At 33.4% G+C, this 18941-nt stretch carries 14 protein-coding genes and 1 pseudogene; 9 read left to right on the forward strand and 6 right to left on the reverse strand.

The window, feature by feature from the left end; genetic code table 11:
- Positions 1-46 precede the first annotated feature (46 nt).
- From BSF41_RS00255 to BSF41_RS00270, 4 genes are all read right to left on the reverse strand, one after another.
- Entirely contained in the window at positions 47-694 is a 648-nt protein-coding gene (locus tag BSF41_RS00255; RefSeq protein ID WP_095927534.1) for a porin family protein, read from the reverse strand.
- 64 nt (positions 695-758) lie between these two features.
- Positions 759-6896 carry a M4 family metallopeptidase gene (locus BSF41_RS00260; protein ID WP_172426829.1) on the reverse strand — a complete coding sequence of 2046 codons (6138 nt, stop codon included), beginning with the start codon at positions 6894-6896 and terminating at the stop codon, positions 759-761.
- 386 nt (positions 6897-7282) lie between these two features.
- Positions 7283-8908: a LuxR C-terminal-related transcriptional regulator gene (locus tag BSF41_RS00265; RefSeq protein ID WP_095927536.1), complete on the reverse strand. Its 1626-nt coding sequence runs from the start codon at positions 8906-8908 to the stop codon at positions 7283-7285.
- Between the two features lie 100 nt (positions 8909-9008).
- Positions 9009-9920 (reverse strand): DUF4440 domain-containing protein, encoded by a 912-nt coding sequence (locus tag BSF41_RS00270; RefSeq protein ID WP_095927537.1) that lies wholly within the window; start codon positions 9918-9920, stop codon positions 9009-9011.
- A gap of 333 nt (positions 9921-10253) precedes the next feature.
- On the opposite strand from BSF41_RS00270, the gene BSF41_RS00275 reads away from it, so the two are divergent.
- The 3 genes from BSF41_RS00275 to BSF41_RS00285 all read left to right on the forward strand — a co-directional run bounded on the left by BSF41_RS00275 (position 10254) and on the right by BSF41_RS00285 (position 11934).
- Positions 10254-10847, forward strand: a complete 594-nt coding sequence (locus BSF41_RS00275; protein WP_095927538.1) for a hypothetical protein — start codon at positions 10254-10256, stop codon at positions 10845-10847.
- A 125-nt stretch (positions 10848-10972) separates the two neighbouring features.
- Entirely contained in the window at positions 10973-11458 is a 486-nt protein-coding gene (locus BSF41_RS00280) for a GNAT family N-acetyltransferase (RefSeq protein ID WP_095927539.1), read from the forward strand.
- Between the two features lie 2 nt (positions 11459-11460).
- Positions 11461-11934 carry a MarR family winged helix-turn-helix transcriptional regulator gene (locus tag BSF41_RS00285; protein ID WP_095927540.1) on the forward strand — a complete coding sequence of 158 codons (474 nt, stop codon included), beginning with the start codon at positions 11461-11463 and terminating at the stop codon, positions 11932-11934.
- 1 nt (position 11935) lies between these two features.
- Here the strand turns inward: BSF41_RS00285 and BSF41_RS00290 are convergent, their stop codons facing one another.
- Complete coding sequence (locus BSF41_RS00290; RefSeq protein ID WP_248726529.1) at positions 11936-12292, reverse strand: helix-turn-helix domain-containing protein; 357 nt, start codon at positions 12290-12292, stop codon at positions 11936-11938.
- Between the two features lie 107 nt (positions 12293-12399).
- Here BSF41_RS00290 and BSF41_RS00295 point away from each other — a divergent pair, with 107 nt between their 5' ends.
- The 3 genes and pseudogenes from BSF41_RS00295 to BSF41_RS00305 form a co-directional block, all read left to right on the forward strand.
- Positions 12400-13032: a nitroreductase family protein gene (locus BSF41_RS00295; protein WP_095927541.1), complete on the forward strand. Its 633-nt coding sequence runs from the start codon at positions 12400-12402 to the stop codon at positions 13030-13032.
- 258 nt (positions 13033-13290) lie between these two features.
- Positions 13291-13668, forward strand: coding sequence for a hypothetical protein (locus BSF41_RS00300; RefSeq protein WP_095927542.1), 378 nt, complete (start codon positions 13291-13293; stop codon positions 13666-13668).
- A gap of 303 nt (positions 13669-13971) precedes the next feature.
- Positions 13972-14421: pseudogene (locus BSF41_RS00305) on the forward strand (transposase); the annotation flags it as partial.
- Positions 14422-14684: 263 nt separating this feature from the next.
- Here BSF41_RS00305 and BSF41_RS23870 read toward each other — a convergent pair.
- The gene (locus BSF41_RS23870; RefSeq protein WP_216359034.1) at positions 14685-15194 is read right to left on the reverse strand and encodes a hypothetical protein; all 510 of its coding nucleotides are present in this window, start codon (positions 15192-15194) and stop codon (positions 14685-14687) included.
- 309 nt (positions 15195-15503) lie between these two features.
- Between BSF41_RS23870 and BSF41_RS00315 the strand changes: the two genes are divergently transcribed.
- The 3 genes from BSF41_RS00315 to BSF41_RS00325 all read left to right on the forward strand — a co-directional run bounded on the left by BSF41_RS00315 (position 15504) and on the right by BSF41_RS00325 (position 18662).
- Complete coding sequence (locus BSF41_RS00315; protein WP_095927544.1) at positions 15504-16262, forward strand: AraC family transcriptional regulator; 759 nt, start codon at positions 15504-15506, stop codon at positions 16260-16262.
- A gap of 29 nt (positions 16263-16291) precedes the next feature.
- A complete protein-coding gene (locus tag BSF41_RS00320; protein ID WP_095927545.1) occupies positions 16292-17488 on the forward strand; it encodes an NAD(P)/FAD-dependent oxidoreductase in 1197 nt (398 codons plus the stop codon).
- A gap of 106 nt (positions 17489-17594) precedes the next feature.
- Positions 17595-18662, forward strand: a complete 1068-nt coding sequence (locus tag BSF41_RS00325) for a BamA/TamA family outer membrane protein (RefSeq protein ID WP_095927546.1) — start codon at positions 17595-17597, stop codon at positions 18660-18662.
- The last annotated feature ends 279 nt before the right edge of the window (positions 18663-18941 follow it).

Raw genomic sequence — 18941 nt, forward strand, 5'->3', positions numbered from 1 at the left:
AAAAAAGAGTGGTTTAAAAAAGATATGAAGAAGAATGTTACTAACTCTACTTAAAAAAATAACCTACTGTTATTTGAAAAATTCGGTTCTTCATATCGCTGTTAATACTATAATTGGTGTTTGCGGTTACATCTTTAAAGACATCAGTATAAGAAACATTATATCTTGCATCTGCATAAAATTTGTCTTTAAACTGATAACCCAATCCGAAATTTACAGAAGCATCTACTCCATTTGAATACTCTTTTAAATTCATTTCTTCATGGTTATCATAACCTAAAAAGTTGTCTTGATATTTATTGTTTGCTTTTAAAAGTATTCCTACTTGAGGCCCAGCTTGTAAACTCAACCCTTTAACAACATAATATTTCAGCATTACTGGAATGTTTAAATAATTTATGGCAATGGTGCTTTTGTAATGTGAGTTTTGAACTTCTGGATCTGAATAAGACAATTTCATTCCCTGCTGACTGTATAATAACTCCGGCTGTACCGAGAAGTTTTTTGCCAACGGAATTTCAGCCATTAAACCGGCTGTAAATCCTGTTTTATCAGAGGAGTTCAATTCGTTATCATCAAATGTTAGGCTCGAAATATTCAAGCCCGCTTTTACTCCCAGTTTCACCTTTTCGGTTTGGGCCATTACACCTGCACACATCAGTAGTGCACAGATTATTAGCTTTGATTTTTTCATCGTATTTGTTTGTTTTAGGAAGGGCAGTTCTACACGAGAACTGCCATTTCTATCTGTATTTTTGTTACTTTTTAATGATCTTAGCGGTGTACTTTTTACCTTGAACTGTACAGTCTAAAATATAAACTCCAGTTGCAAGCTGACTTACATTTACGCTTGACGGAACAGCAGAATAGGTTTTACTCCAAATGGCATTACCTTCCATAGAATAAATTTTCATTTCAACTTCGCCTTCTGCTTTTTCAGCCAAGAAGATGTTTACATTATCTGCCACTGGATTTGGGAAAACTCGGAATGAATTTGTCAATTTTCCGATAAGCAACCCTTTAGAATCAATTGGAGCAGACATATTTGTACAGCCGTGTGCATTTGTTACTTGAAGACTATAACTTCCTTCCCAAATTGTAGCAACTGTTTTTTCGGTTGCATTTGGCAAAGGTCTTCCGTTTAAATACCACTGATAACCTGTAGCATCACTAGAAGCTGTAATTTTATTTCCTTCTAATGCCTGAATTTCTGGAACTGTATTTTCAAGAACATTAATAGTAGTAGTGAAAATTTTCCCTAATCCGTGTTCGTTGTAAACCGTTACGAAATAATCTCCGCTTTCTGTTGTAGTGAAAGTTGGATCTGTAGAACCATCAAACCACTCGTAAGCAGCATAATTTCCAGGATTTAAAACTACTTCAGGGCCACAAACATCTCCGCTTGGAAGCTCAGATTCGAAAGTATCAAATACCACAGTTACTTTTTCAGCAAGGCTGCATCCATTTTCCAATGTTGCTGTTACGGTATAATCTCCTGCTTTATCAACATTTATAGAATTGGTAGTTTCACCAGAGCTCCATTTGTATGAAGTCGCTTCTAATTCTTTAGCAGAAAAGTTTCTCTCTGCATCCAGAAATACACTTTTACCTGCATAAGCATGGATAACTGACACATCAAACATTTTAAAATCTGACGGCACACCTTGGTATACATAATTCTTGATACTATTATTTTGTTCGATAGCATCGTTTTCCATTTTTGCATTCACGGCAAATACATGAGAATCTCCAGAATCATCTAGTTTAGGCTGTTTGATAAAAGTATAATCAATACTTTCACCAACCGGAATTCCTGATGCAACGGCTTCTGAGATTTTTTCTGATGTATTACTATACTCCAAATCTAACTGGATAGAATTTTCTTTAATCGCAACTTGCCCTTCGTTTGTCAGTCTAACTTTTACTTCGCTATTGCCACAAATATCTTTTGGAGACAAAATTTGAACAGAAACATCTAAAACAGCCTCACTTATTACTTTAAGATCATCTAAAACCATATAAGAATACCCATCTGATTTTGCATGTCTAAAACGGAACAATACTGATTTTCCAGCATATTTGGTAATGTTTAAGACTGCTTTTTGCCATTCGGTATCTACATAAGTTCCTTGATTTGTTGCTCTCCAAGCTTCAGTCCATTCTCCGCCAACTGGCTTAATATCTACAATTAAAGCATCATTGACATTACTTTGCATAGCGTAATAAAACTCTAAAGCTGTAGCACTTGCAGATAGTTTATAAAGTGGAGAAATTAATTCGCTATAGTAATAATAACCTTCTAATTGACTGTATAAAAGTTTACCGTTAGCGTCTCCTGTTCGGTTTTTTAACGGAACCGTCAAATAGGTATTATCTGGAGTTGTAACCGCTCTCCAAGGATAATTTTCATCACTTTGATTAGAAATAAACCCTTTTGATCCAAATATTGAACCTTGTGTCAGATTAGCGAAATCCTCTGTGTTTAGTTCCAATGCTTTTTCAACAACTTGAAAAGATGCAGTAAGACTTTTAACATCTGTATTTGCCTCTCCATCGGCAGTTGCCTGCACTTTAATTTCGTAATTTCCAGCTGCTAATTTAGGAAGACCGTCTATTTTATAAACAAGAGTTTCACCTTGTCGTATCGTTTTAGTTCTTTCTAATGAAACTGGTTCACCAATGGAGTTTCCGTTCTGAAGAATTTGATATTTGATCGTAACTTTCTCCAATGTTTTATAAGCTACATTTCTTGCATCAATATAAAACTCATGCGAAGGTACATCTTCATAAACCGTTTCACCCACAACTAAATTCGATAGCTGTAAATTACTTTTAGTTGATGTAATTTCAATATTATCTACTGCAAAACCATTACCAAAAAAGCCGTTGTCATTTTGCTGAAAGGCAACCATAACACAAGAATTTCCAGCATAAGCACTTAAATCAACATTATATCCAAACCAAGCACCATAATAAGGCATTTTAAACACCTCTTTCCAAGTTGTTCCACCATCTATACTTACTTTTACAAAACCGTCTGACCATTGTTGCGGATCTCCAAAACCATCAAATGCTAAGTGTGCTTCTTTGTAATTGGTTAAATCAAATACTGGTGAAACCAGCATATCGTTTGAAGCATCACAATTGCATTTGTCATCATTACTTGCCATAAACTTGGTGTGATCTTCAAGAAACCATCCTGGAGAGCCTAAATCTGCTCGCACTCCATGTTTCCATCCTGCAGAACCTTTATTTTCAGAAGTTCTCCATCCTTTATATTTAGAATCGTCTTCAAAATCCATTTTGTACGGAAGTACAGAAACTTTCATGTCTTCGTTATTCCAATTATCGTACGTTAATGTTACGGCATTGTTTCCTTGTTTAAGGTCTTTTGCCATGTCTTCAGGAAAAACAGAAACCGAAATCGTATGCTCTCCGATATTTTTTAGATTAATATTAGGAACAGAATAGTTTATCGTGTCTTTAAACTTAGCGAAGTTTAAAGTTGTTTTTTCTGATTTTGAAAAAACTTCGACTTTTGCTGCATCCAGAATTTTAGTTGTAATAATAACTTCCTGACTTGCAGTCGCAAAATTGTTTGTTATTTTAGCAATTACTGCCGCATTATTATTGTTGATATCACATTTACCAGCGTCAAATTGTGCCGATACAACTTCTAAATCGTAAGGCGCATCGCTCACTAAAATGTTATCTATAAATCCGCCCAGGAATCCGTCATAATAATCATCCGATTTTACATGGAAACGAATAGCGGCCTTTTTTCCTGCTAATTCATTTAAACGAATTTGATAAGGATCTTTTCTAAGTTGGGTATTTACACCTGTAAACCAAGCGCCATCAAATAAATTATTGCCATGTTCTATTTCTGGATAATTTACTGTATTTATTTTTTTCCAGCTTTTACCTTTATCTTCCGAATATTCAACAATTAAACCATCGTAAGTTCTATGCAGTAAATAATACAAATCGAATTCAACATATGGAGAAACTACATTAGTGAAATCGAAGATTGGAGATTCTAAAACGAAATCAGAATTAAGTCCCATTCTGTCAGTTCCTTTAAAGTCTACCATTCCCCACATATATTGTGATTTAACAGTTCTAAAAGTTGCAGGATAATTTTGAAATACAAACTTCTGATTCCCGCTTAACGCTTTTGTGTTCCATCCTCCAGGCGTTCTTTCAAATCCTTCACTATAAGGAAATTGTGTTATAACATCGCTGTAAGCAGCATTTATGATACTATTATTTGTCGTAACTGGATCTTTATCATAGGTTACATAAGCTTCGTAAGTGTGCAATCCCGCCGCTGATAAATCGACAGCAGTATCAAAAGATATTTTCATTTCTGAATTTCCTTTAAAAGCAGTCTGTAACGTCACATCTTTCCAAATTGTTGCGCTTCCAGCTTTTGTATCGGCATATCCAATTTTTAAAACAGTTCCCACTGGAATATCTTGACAGCCTAAATTAAAAATCGTAATAGCCGGAGTATAACTTGTTGTAAGTAAATCTCCAGTATACATTGGAAGATCTAAAGCTGTCGCTTTAATATCAAAATCTTTTTGTGCAGTGGCAACATATATGCCTGTAACAAAAGAATATCCTTCTTCAACCCCAAAATCTACAATCGGATTAAGATCTACTTTTACTTCTACATAGGTCGTTGCATTTATTTGATACGGTATTGTGCTTTTTACTTCAATAGTTGTTTCTTCTCCAATTCCTAAATCTTTAGTAAAAGGAACTTTCCCATCATTAGTATAAAAAGTAATAAGTCTGCCAAGTGCGCTTGCCATGGCTCTTAATTTGAAATTTAAAACTTCATCCGCTTTAATAATAGAAGTTCCTGTATTTCTTAGTGTAATATAAAAAGGCTCGTCACCTTTTAATGGCCCGCAAGAAGTTGAAGGATTTTCTACCGAAACAATAGTTATTTGTCGATCTGCATAAGCTGTACCTACCCCAATTGCATACCAAGCATTAGTAACTTGTTTAAACTCTTCAGAACCTAAACCATACAAATCTTCTGTTGCCATCAAAGTTGCCTGACGCATGTCGCTAAAATTTGAAGACGGCGATAAATATTCTGTTAATGCTATGTAGGCAATCTTTTCAGCTTTAGCTAAACCAATCGGTTTAACCGTATAACTGTTATTAAGATCATTAATCCCTTCTCCACCTTCTGCCAAAAGATAAAACCAATAATTGGTAATACCGCTGTTAATGTGCACACCTCCATTATCATACGATATGTTGGCTGGATTTACCCAATTTGTCCCTCCATAGGTATCAGGCTGTCCCTGCGCTTTTGGATTAGCCATGCTTCTTAAACTTCCGTGAGAATACAATTCGTCTCCCAAAAGCCAAATATCATTTTTAGTATCTCTTCCAGCGTAAAATTCAATAGAAACACCAAAAATATCACTAAAAGATTCGTTCATTGCACCCGATTCTCCTTGGTAAATTAATCCCGCAGAAAATTGTGTTACTGCATGCGTTAATTCATGTCCAGTAATGGCCAAACTTACAAAAGGCTGGTTTTTACCATCTCCAAACTGCGCCCATCCTCCTGTCCAAGAGGCATTTTCAACATTGGTTCCTAAGTGAGCAAGACCAAAAATGGTCATTCCTTTGTCATCAACACTATTTCGGCTAAATTTTTCTTCGTAATAGTTTAAAGTCTTTTGCAGTCCCCAATGAATATCGATTGCTACTTCATCGTGATCTTTGTTGTATAAATCATTCCAGTTATTATCTTCATCGATATATTCTGTAAGCACTTCATCAGATGCATGTTCTGCATGATTCATATTCAAAGTATAAATGGGCACTTTGTATTTTCCTTCCAAAGTTTCCAATCTATAGCCATCTGCATATTGAGTTGTACCAAAAGTAACATCTCCAGAGAATCTTGCTTTTCCTTTACCAATTGTACTTCTGCCATCAATAATAGGCGAAGAAGACGAATGAAGATCTCTGCTTAAATCAATTTTTAAAATGACTTTTCCTGTATTAGCATCAACATAAATCGTCTGACTTGACTGCGGATTTGTAGCGAAAATATCGTACTTCCATGCCAAATGATATTCTGTTAATTCAGAAGAAAAATTAGGTCCCACATAAACCAATTCTCCTTGTGGTTTTGTACTAATTTTTTTATGGACTAAAGACGATAATTTTTTGCTTTGCCAAACATATTCTTTAGCATTTACTGTATTTAATGCATTTTGTAAAGCAGCCGACGCGTTTACTTTATAATTACTGTTTGCAGGCAATTTTTTACTGATATGCCCAAAAGCTTCAATTTTGCTCTTATTATCTCTCACTTTATAAATCGCTCCTTCAACAGGAACAGCATTATGCATTTGCTGATAAGTAGCGAGACTTCTGCCGTGTTTATCTGAAACCGATCTCAGTTGCATCTTATCTGCACTCGAAAGTTCAAAATCTGATCTTTTAACTTCAAATACATTACGAATTGTCAGATTAGACGACTTTGCAAAAGATCTCACTTTTGTGCTGTCTGCACTTTGAACATTTTTAGCCGTTGAAGCACTTTGACTTTTGTCAAAAAGTTTCTGACTAGCTTTTAATCTCTTATTTACATCATCACTTTCTTGTTGCGAAAGTGCTGTTCCATTGACACTTTTTTGAGGTGAAAGAATGTTAGAATCATCATCCTGATTAGCATTCTGATCGGTCTTTTTTTGAGAAAGCTGCTCTTTTTTCTGATTAGCAGTTGGCGATTGTACGGCCGTCTGCGCATTAGATGTTTTGTTTTTTGGAAAAGGAGACTGAGCCATTCCAGCGGAACAGACCAAGAAACCTAACAAAAGAAACAAATACCTGGGTTTAGAGTAAATCTGGTTCATTTTTTTTAATTTAAAATTAGTATTAAGGCTGCGAGTTAATAGCATATGATGGTTCGCAGAAAACCACAAAAGCAAGTCCTGAGAATCAATTCGGCGGTTGATTCTTAGAACTTGCTTTCGTTATTTTTTGTAGAATTTTTAAGAGCGCACTCTTTTTTGTTTTTGTTTCTTCTAGAAGTTCTTCCAAACTTTTAGAAGGTTCTTCTTTTTTTGTGGTATTCATCCAAACTTGTTTTTGATAATCGTTTGGTAAAAATAGACGGACGCTATAAGGCTCGAAAAAAAAGGACTAATGCAAAAACACTCGCAGACAGAAATAGAGCACTCAGAAAACACTCTTTTTAAATTAAAAATAACTATATCAAACAGTTACACTTAAAATTATTTTACAACAAATCGCCTTTAAAACTGTTCAGATAAGTGGAAAGATTTACTTTTTCGTTGGTTAAATCGAACTTTTTGCGCAATCTAGTTCTGGCATTTTCTATCGATTTAAAGGATTGTCCTGTAATTTGGGAAATTTCTTTTGTAGTTAAATCTAAATAAAGCAGCGCACAAAGTCGACGTTCTTTTGGAGTAAGTGTCGGATAATCGATGGTCAGTTTATCGAAGAAAGATTTATGAACCTGTTCAAAACTAATTTCAAATTCTTTCCAGATATCGGCATTCAAGTCTTTTTCCAGACGTTTCAAAACAATATCAATTGCCTGCTGTAATTCTTTGTTAGCAGTTTTAAGTTTGATTTTTTTAAGATCGGTCAGGATTTCGTTGATATTGTCGGTACGATGAATTTCGGCCATAGCCTTACCTACCAAAACCATATTTTTGGCTTCGAGACTTTGATTCAATTCCTGCTGTTTGGCTTTTAATTTTTCTTTTTCCAACTGATTGGTAATATTTCGGTTTCGATAACGGATCAGCAAAAGAATTAAAGTCAAAATTCCAATAACCAATATTAGTCCAACCACATAATACTTAAATCTGGTTTTCTCTTCAACTAAAGTTCGAATCTGGCTTCGGACTTTATAATCTTGTTCGAGTTTTATTCTTTCTAGATTTACGGCCTTTTGTTCGATATTAATACTGTCACTAATTTTATTGAACTGCTGAAAATAAAAAACCGCATTTTTATAATCACCCATTTTTAAATAGGCTTCATAAAGCATTTTGTTCAAACGCATGCTAGAAAAACCAAATGGATTTCCTTGAGAATATTCTAAAGACTTTTTTGCATTTAAAATGACTTTATCCAGTTTTTTTTCTTGTAAATTATATTCGGAAAACGATTCAAAAACAAAGGCTTTTAGTGAATCATCGATAGGAGCATCTATTAATAAGAAAGCTTTTTCAAAATACAAATCAGCATTTTTTTTATCTCTTTTTAAACTATAAGCCCTAGCCAAATTGGTGTACACATAAACTGTTAAGGTATTGTTTTTTAGTTTTTTTGCAATTGCATCGGCTTTATGATAATAATGCAGGGATGAATCTAAGCTTTTACCAAGATAAGCTGTACCAATGTTGTTTAATATTTTTACCAGTTTTTCTGGCTGGTTCTTAGATTTCTGATAACGATATACATTTAGGAAATACTTGAGCGCTTTTTCTTGGTTATTGGTTTTTCCATAAGTAATGGCTAGGTTATTTTCTACCTGAACAATTTCATCTTGAATGTTATTGCTTTTATAAATTTCATAAGCCTTTAAATAATATTGCAAGGTAATATCTAGTACGTCTTTTGAACTGTAAATTCCTCCAGCAGATAAATAAACTTTAGCTAAAGCTAAATCGGCTTTGTCTGTTTTTTTTGCCTCTGTTTCAGCCAGCTCTACATATTTTATCGCTCTATCCCAATCAGAATCTTGAAGTTGGGAAGCAATTTTTAGGGCTAAATCCACTTTTTTTTCATGATTGTCAATAGTATTTAAACTATCAATCCATTCTTTTGTTGAAGGTTGCGGATAAATATAAAAAGTGGTGAAAATAAAAAATATGCAAAGTAATCGACCCATCGCGTGTAAAAATGATAAAGATGGATTCAAAATTATACAAAATTATTAGTATTCAACAACAAACAGAAGAAATAAATGATATCTAAAAAAGACCAAAAAGTTAATCATGATTTACAATCTGGCGAAAAAGCAGCAACTCTCCATTACTGTCTTTTTTCCAGACATTGATGCTTTTCCCTTTTACATTTCCATGATTGTCACCATCGCGCCAATCAACACTGTAGAAACCAAATTCTACAATCGCTTTTTGTGCATAAATAATATTTGAAGTTTCAATCGAAATTTGTTCGATACGCAGTGTACCCGGTTTTTCATGTTCTGTAAAATAATCCGTAATTTCCTTTTCACCCGAAAGAATTGGAGTATAATAAGTTAAATACATTGCGTCTGGCATAAACATTTTGGCATGCTCTGCTCCTTGCCTATTTTGAACCAGCTCTTTAATGGTTTTATTTCTTTCTTTTACCTCCAAAGTTAATTTGTCTGTCGGAATATATTTTTTAGTCTTTGGAATTTCGATATCGTTTATATCTGGAATATTTTTATCATCAAAATAACTTGATGAACCCCAAATTTCAGCTGCAATTGTTGGAGGCACGCCCTTTTTTGAAGGCTTTTTCCATAAAACAGCATATTTTCCAATATAAGAAAACGCTTTCTGTTCGTTTAGATTTAAGTCTTCATTAAAAGTTCCTATTTCCAAAACATAGTTTCCAAAATCCTGTAATTCTAAAATTGTTTTTTGATAGGAAGTAATTTTTGCCTGTTTCAACCATTGTTTGTAGAAATCCCGAATCGTTTTTATACCCACTCGTTGTCTGCTATGCTCAGGCATAAAGATGGCTTGATCTGTATACGCTTTTACTAAATCGTCTTCATTCCCTTTTGTAAAAGCAATTGCAAATGAGGCATTATAATCTTCAATCTGCTTTTTAATACCCGAATTTGTGCTGTTTTCCTGAGCAAAACTACCGACTGCAAAAAGGAAAAAGATAAAACTTAACCTATTCATACCAGAAATTATTTTATTGAACAATAAATATACAAAATATTAATATTCAATATCTTACAGTTAAAAAAAATATAAAAACAGGAATTAAAATCAATCGTTTAGAACATTTTCCCCTTTCATATATAAAAGAAAGAATCTTCAAAATCTCACAAGAATATATAGATAATTCAGTTTCAGCAGAAAACACTTTAATTTTGCTTATAAAGAAGTTAATTTTTCGACAAATAATTCCTAGCAAGACAATATTTGGTTTCATAAAATGTTTATATATAAAAGATTATGATGCATCTAATTTTTTAAATCAATACCACACAAGATTAATAGTAGAAAAACATGAAAAAAATATTTTTGATAATTGCCTTTGCTTCCTTTTCATTGCACAGTTTTGCTCAGGAACTTGATAATAAATTCAAATCGATTCCGGCAAAAAAATCTCCTGTAAAAGAAGTTATTCCGCCAGCAGAAGCTTCCCCTAAAGAAAACCCGCCAGCGCCTATTGAGAAGCCTGCACCGCTTCAGGTTAATCCAGACGAGTTGTTTAAAGACACTAATCTTTATAAGCCAGAAGCAAATGTTGAGGGAATATTTTATAGAAGAAATCAGTTTTTAGGTAATTTCAATACAACAGCCGTTACTTCGACCATTATGTATCGCGATGCCGCTTTTGTAGATGGCGATAAAGTAAAAGTATACTTAAACGATCAAGTAATTGAGCCTGAAGTTTTCTTAAATGGTGATTTTAAAAGTGTGAAAATAAACTTAGTAAAAGGAATCAACAAAATTGACATTGAAGCTTTAAACGAAGGTTTTGCTTCTCCAAATACAGCCGAATTTAAAGTTTATGACGATAAAGGCCAGGTTATTTCGTCAAGCGAATGGAATGTTGGTACGGGCTACAAAGCTGTTATTGTATTAGTTAAAGAATAAAATTTTCTAACAGAAATCGTTTGAAATCATAAAAAACACTTAAAACTGCTGATCTCAGCAGTTTTTTTGTTGTATATATGTAGTTAACTACGTAGTTTTGTACACATATTTAATTTACAAGACAAATGCAAATTCAGCCTATACAAAATAAGTACGAAAATGAAATCGTAGATTTGATTTTACACATTCAGCAAAAAGAATTTAATGTTCCTGTGACTTTAGAAGATCAGCCTGATTTATTGGACATTGAAAACTTTTACTATAAGCCAGGCGGGATTTTTCTTGGTGCTTTTATAGACGAAAAATTAGTTGGCACAATTGCTTTGGTAAAATTCAATTCTGAAGCTGCAGCAATCAGAAAAATGTTCGTTAAGAAAGAATACAGAGGTAAAGAATTTCAAATTGCTCAGCAATTATTAGAGCAACTAATTGCATACAGCAAAGAAAAAGGAATTAAAGACTTATATTTAGGAACGGTTTCTTTATTGCAGGCGGCTTTACGTTTTTACGAAAAGAATAATTTTGTAACAATCGAAAAAGAAGCGCTTCCAACTGATTTTCCATTAATGAAACCCGATAATGTTTTTTGTCATTTAAACCTAAATCAATAAAAATGAATATAATTGACGAGATTGGAATATTAGCCATATCAACGCGGTTGCAGCGTCTGAGCGAACAGTTGCGCAAAGACGGTGCTTTAATTTATAAATCTTTTGATATTGATTTTGAACCGAAATGGTTTCCTGTAATCTATACGCTTCACATTAAAGAAATGCTAAGTGTTGTAGAAATTGCGAGCGAAATTGGCTATAGCCATCCGTCAACTATAAGTTTATTGAAGGAATTAGAAAAACAAAAACTTATCAGTTCTAAAAAAGACAAATTAGACGAACGCAAGAGATTAATTGTGCTTACCGCCAAAGGAAAAGAACTGGTCGTAAAAATGCAACCCGTTTGGACGGTGATGAAAAATGCTTTAAACGAAATCACCGATAATCAGAACAATCTTTTGAGAGCTATTGAAGAAACGGAGCAAAAACTGGCTACACAAGGATTTTTTAAGAGAATTTCAGAATTCAAAAGCTGATTTACTCTTTACCCGTAATCTTTTTTCTGTGATTATGTCCCCATTTTGCTAAAGAATCAATTACCTCTTTTAAAGTATGCCCATATTCTGTTAACTGATATTCGACCGTTATGGGCTGCGTATTCAAAACAGTTCTTGTAACCAATTGATTTTCTTCAAGGTTTTTTAGTTCTCTGCTCAACATTTTTCCCGAAATGCCTTCTACTTCCCGCAATAAATCGGTAAATCTTAAGGTGTTAAAACAAAGTGATGCAATTATAGAAATTTTCCATCTTCCGTTTAAGATGTACATAGCATCATGCACCGCCATAATGTGCTGCGTGCATTTTTTAGGATCGTGGTCGAGTTGTTTTAGCATGTTCTATTATAAGTTACCTCGATGTTACAGTTACTTTTGGTAATCGGATGACAAAAATACACTTAAAGTGTTTACATTTGAAAACAATTTTAAATTAATAAAAAAAAATGGCCTTAATAGATGCACTAAAGTGGCGTTATGCTACAAAAAAAATGAACGGACAAGCTGTTCCGCAAGAAAAAGTAGATTATATTCTTGAAGCTGCAAAGCTTGCTCCATCTTCTTCTGGATTACAGCCTTACAAGATTTTCGTTATCACAAACAAAGAATTAAAAGACAAACTTAGAGCGGTTAGTTTTGACCAGAGTCAAGTTACAGATGCTTCTCACGTTTTGGTATGGGCTGCTTGGGACGGTTATAGTTTAGAAAAAATTTCTGCTGTTTTTGACAGAACAATTGCTGAAAGAGGAATTCCTGCTGATGCAATGGACGAATACAAACAAAGACTTTGGGGAATGTACGAGCCGCTTGGACAAGAATGGCACGCTAACCACGCTGCAAAACAAGCTTACATTTCGTTTGGTGTTGCAATCGCTGCAGCTGCAGAACAAGAAGTAGATGCAACTCCAATGGAAGGTTTTATTCCTGCTGAAGTAGACAGCCTTTTAGGTTTAAACGAACTTGGATTAAAGAGTGTTTTAGTTTTACCTCTAGGATACAGAGATCATGAAAATGATTGGTTGGTAAACATGAAAAAAGTAAGAACTCCGCAAGAAGATTTTATAACAGAAATCAAGTAAAAAATTATTTTTTGCTTAAATGAAAATGCTTTTGAAATGGTGCAGCAGCGCTTTTTCAGAAGCATTTTTCGTTTAATTATTTCATTTTCAAATCAAAACAAAATTCAATTGAAGAAATCAGAAAAACTGATTTTTAGAACTTATGTTAATTTTATTATTTGCCTAAAAATAGGTACGCATTACGGATAATTAAATAATATTGTATAACTAATTTTGCTTTATCCAAAACGATTCATTCTAATTAAATCCTAAAAACCTATGTCTGATTTCTTAACGCAATTTGGGGAAGACCTAAAAAAGAACGTCCCAGGTTTCATCGCAGTATCTGTTGCTGAAATCGCAAGCGGTATGTCATATTATTCACACTCTGCAGTTGCAGATTTTGACCCAGAATTGGCATCTGCATACAACCTTGAAGTAGTAAAAGCCAAAATGAATGCTATTAAAGCTTTGAATTTAAACGGTCAAGTTATTGACAATGTAATGATTACATTAAGCTCTCAAATTCACATTATAGACGTGTCTGATAATCAAGATTATTTTATTTATTTGGCTGTAGATTCTACAAAAGCTAATTTAGGTATGACAAAATCTATCCTTAATAAGTATAAAAAAGAAATCGCAGGTAAATTGTAACAAAGTTTTGCCCCCCCTTGATAAAAAGGAATAGTCGTTCTCGCGAGTATTCCTTTTTATTTTTTAAACCTGTTTTTATGTCGCTCCTCCGGAGCTTTATAGCTTTTGTGCTGTTTCTTTCTATAAATATTGCGCTCCTCCGGAGCTCTGCTATATAACTCAAAGCCCAAAGTGGGCGAAATATATCGGCACAATCAAATCCTATTCAGAAAACGCAAAAAAACATTTTATTTTTTATTCCAACTTGATCTTCATTTCTTCAAAATATTTTATATTTCGAAACCTAAATAAGGAATTATATAAATGGAATTACGCGCTTATTTTGAAAAATACTCTGATGAAGCAACTTGCATTGAAGAGCTCAAAAACAAACGTCTAGAAAATGGACTTTTGTGCCGAAAATGTGGGCATAACGTACATTCTTTTCGTCAGAATGATTTAAAATTTCAGTGCAGAAAATGCGGTAGCAGAACCAGTCTAAAATCGGGAACTGTAATGGAAAACTCCAATCTCCCGATTCGTTATTGGATGATTTGCATTGAATTAATGACACTTTCCCACCGAAAAATATCTATTCTTAAAATTCAATATTTGCTTGGCCACAAAAGATATGAGCCGATTTGGCTGATGGTACAGAAGATTCGTCTCGTAATGAAGATTAGAGACGAAAAATACAGATTGCGTGCTTACTCCGAATTTGACCCCGAATTTCTTCAAAAAATTGACAAACTTGCAATAGAGAAAAAAACTCAAAAATTGTGAATTGTGGATTGTGAAATGTGAATGGTGAAATGTGAAATGTGAAAACTGCAATAAAAACAGCCACAGATTACAGGATTAAAATGATTTTTTAAAATCTGTATCAATCTTGTAATCTGTGGCTTTATACTTTTATTGAGATGGATTAATCTTGCTCGGCTTCGAATACGCTCAGCCTGACAATGTCAAAAAGTTATAGCTATCCTACATAACCTTCAACAATTAATAATTCACCATTCACAATTAATCATTAACAATTATTTCTTCTTATTCTTCTTTGCTTTAGATCTTTTTGCTTTCTTTTTAGCAATCTTTTTCGCTTTTGCTTTTTCCTTCGCTTTTTGCGCTTTTGCTTTCTTTTTAGCTTTAGCTTTTAGTTTTGCTTTTTTAGCTTTCTCTTTCTTTTTATCTTTTGCTTTTTCTTTTTTCTTAGCAACAGCTTTTTTCTTTTTCTCTTTGTCTTTGTCTTTTTCTTTCATTTTTTTATTCTTTTTAGATTTTGGCTGATTGTTGTTTTCTTCAGATGTTTCCTCTTCAGCCTCAGATGAAATTTCTTCTATTTGTGTTGGTTCTTGTACTGCTTCTTCTACCGTGTTACCCTCTTTTTCTGCCACTTTTTTTGGAGCTCTTTTAGGTTTTGGTTTTGCTTCTGGAGTTTCAGCAGATTCTAGAACTGGAGTCTCTTTTTGTTCGATTTCGTCATTAGAGATAACCGAAACAGCTTCTGCTTCCTGATTGATTTCATCAACAAGTATTTCTTTTGCCATTATTCTGTTAATTTTAAGAAATTGATTAAATTTATTTTGAATTAAACTAATTTTTAATGTTATTAAATCATTAAATTAACATCAAAAAATAATAAACAAAGATATATTGAAAAAGACATTCGCCAATGTTAAGTTTTTCATTGCTCCTAAAAAACAAACACAAACAACTAATATACAACAACTTATCCAATGTTAAGTTTTTCATAGTACTTTTTATCGAATTAGAAAGTCTCTTATAAGCTTTCTATAAGCGATTCTTTTCTTAGAAATAAATACATTTTGTTTACTTTCACTTTAAAATTTGATAAAATGTTCAACGATTTAGCATACAAATCCATAAAACCCAGCAAAAAGCTATTAGATTTTGTAGATAGCTTTTGGTGCATGCAAAATAAATCGGATCAAACATTGGAAACGATTGGCCTTCCTGATGGACGAATTGATTTGTCTTTAACGAAAACCGCTGAAACTTCTTTTCAAATTAGACTTTTAGGTTTAGGAACGCAACAGTATGAAAAAGGGATAATTCCAGCCAATAGCTTAACCTTTGTGATCAGTTTTAAACTTCCTGCTGTTGAATGTATTTTCCATGAAAGCATTACTGAAATTTTAAACTCAGGAAAACTGCTTGAAAACAACTTTTGGGATTTTAACGAAAATGATTTAGATGATTTTGAATTGTTTTACGAAAAAGCTTCTTCAAAAATCGAGTCTTTATTAGCAAAAGAAATAGATACTCGAAAACAAAAACTATTTAGACTCATTTATGAAACCAACGGAAATCTGACCGTAAAAGAATTATCAGAGCAATCTAATTGGAGCAGCCGTCAAATTAATCGGTATTTTAATCAATATTTTGGTGTTTCGCTAAAGGCCTATTGTTCGATTCTTCGTTTTCGTGCTTCATTAGAACATATTGCAAAAGGGAAACTTTTTCCAGAGGAGAATTTTACAGATCAAACACATTTCATAAAAGAAATCAAAAAAATTTCGGGTTCGCTGCCAAAAGAGCTTTTTCAAAACAAAAATGACCGATTTATACTATTATCTGCTCTTTCCTCTAAATAATTTTGCAACATAGATTTTAACTACAAACTATGTTACTACAAAATAAACAGGTTGCCATTGTTGGCGGCGGAATGGGCGGTTTAGTATTAGCCCGTCTTTTACAGTTGCAAAATATAAATGTAAAGGTTTACGAAAGAGACCTCAACTCAAAAGTTCGTGTACAAGGTTCTCCATTAGATTTACACGAAGATTCAGGTTTAATAGCCATGGAAAAAGCAAATTTACTAGATGAGTTTTACAAAAAGACCCGCCCAAATGCTAGTAAAGCTCGAATTGTAAATCAGAATTTTGAATTGAAATTTGATGAGCATACTATTAAAAAAACGGCTTTTCAAGAAACTTCAAACGCGAACCATGATTCACTTCAGGATATATCAAAACCACGTCCAGAAATAGATCGCTCAGAACTTCGAGCTGTTTTATTGCATTCGCTTTTACCAGAAACTATCGTTTGGGATAGTCAATTTCTTTCAATGGAAAGAGAAAATAATGGCTGGAGATTGTTCTTTAAAAATGGAAAAAATGTTTATGCCGATTTGGTAATTGGCGCAGATGGAGCAAATTCTAAAATTCGTTCTTATCTAAGCACGCAAAAAAACATTTATTCTGGCATAACCATGATTGAAGGTACAATTTATAATGCCCAAGAAAATGCTCCTAAGCTTTTTGAATATTCAAAAGGCGGAAAAGTGCTCGCTTTAGGAAATGAACAGACTATCATGTACGGCACAAAAGGAGACGGTTCTTTAATGTTTCTTATTAGCAGTAAAATTCCTGAGAACGAGATTGCAGAAAATGATTTGGATTTTACAAACAATCAGATGATTTTTGATTGGTTTGAAGAGGTTTACAAAGATTGGAGTTCTGAGTGGCATGAATTTTTTAAAAGTGAAGAATTGCACTTTATATTTCGTCCACAGTATTATTTTCCGCAAAACCAATCTTGGGAAACACAAGAAAACCTTACCATTCTTGGCGATGCAGCACATAGAATGCCCCCTTTTGCAGGAAAAGGCGCTAATCTGGCTATGCTTGATGCTTTTGAATTGGCAGATTGTTTAACGAGTAATCTATTTTCTGATATGAAAACTGCTATTTCTTATTTTGAAAAAAGAATGCTAAAAAGAGCTGCGAAGGCCTTAACTGACACTTTAAGCAACGGTGAACAACTGCATTCTAAAAATGCCTTAGAAAGACTGCTTTCTATATTTAACCCACCCGTATAAACTTAATTATTTTTATATCAAATACTTATATTTTTTATTTAAATTTACATATACCCGAAAAACCAAGAACTATACGCCAATGTAATTTCACTAAACAAATTATACAATGAGGCATTTTCTACTTTTACTCTTTTTTATAGCTTTTATTTCTCCTTCTTTCGGTCAAAAAATTACCGATTCGGTTCCGAAAAAAACAAAAGAAAAGAAAATCGAACTGCGAGTAATGCCTTATCTAAGCTATAATCGGAACCTTGATTTTATGTTTGGTGCAATTCCGATGATGATGTATAAAGTGAATGAAGCCGATACTATTTCGCCGAAATCACTGTCTGGAATGTCAGCCATTTATACTACCAATAAATCGTATGTATTAGCATTCTTTAATAAATGGTATTTAAATGAAGACAAATGGCGTTTGAAATTTTTCTTTTTTACCGGAAATCAGAATTCACAATTTTATGTGGATGATATCGATCAGCCCGATTTTTACGATTATGGAACCAAAACAACTATCTTGAGTTTGGGAGGTCAACGCAAAATTGTTGGCAAGTTTTATGGCGGACTTTCTTATACTTACGCAAATTACAATACCGTTTATGAAGATAATATTTCTCCTTCTTCTATTTCTCATAGTAATGCAGTTGTCTTTAATTTATTGTACGATACGAGAGATGCCGTTTACTATCCGACAACGGGTTACAAAATTAGAATGGACTGGTCTACTTATCCGAAATTTTTAGATAACGAACTGGCATCGAATCGAATTTCTTTTCAAGCCAATAAATATTTCCCAACCCGAGAAGGCAAAGATGTTATTGCGGCACGTTTTTACGGAAAGTTCGGTCTTGGAAATGTTGCATTTGAACAGCAAAGCACTATTGGCGGAACAGATATTCGCGGTTATTCTGAAGGAAAATACAGGGGTTCAGGATTAATGGATATTCAAGGCGAATATCGATATAACTTTGGAAAGAAAATGGGATTGGTTGGCTTTTTTGGTATCGCAACCATATACGGTTCTGACACTCCAAACTTTGACTGGAAAATGTATCCGGGAGGCGGTGTTGGTTATCGATACAATCCTTTCAAAAAATCGAAATTCAATGTTGGCCTGGACGGTGCAGTCGGCAAAGGAGACTGGGGAATTTATTTTAGAATTGGTGAAGCATTTTAATTTTCAAAAAATATTCATAAAAGGGCTGTGTCAAAAAAGACAGCCCTTTGTTATTTCTCATAATTTACCTTCTGCCCGACTTTATTGGAGCTTTGAAAACTAAATTTTATTAAAATATTTCACTCTACTCAAACTTTTTTTGTAAAAATAAGATGAAGTACATTATTACAGTAAACGCTTACTGGCCTTGTTATAAAGCCTTTTATTGTTGCAAAATCTATTTTTTATGTTTCATTTTATAATATGCAACATACTAAAAAACATTTCATAGCTATCTTT

It is taken from the genome of Flavobacterium sp. ACN2 (genome assembly GCF_002303885.1).
GTDB lineage: Bacteria > Bacteroidota > Bacteroidia > Flavobacteriales > Flavobacteriaceae > Flavobacterium.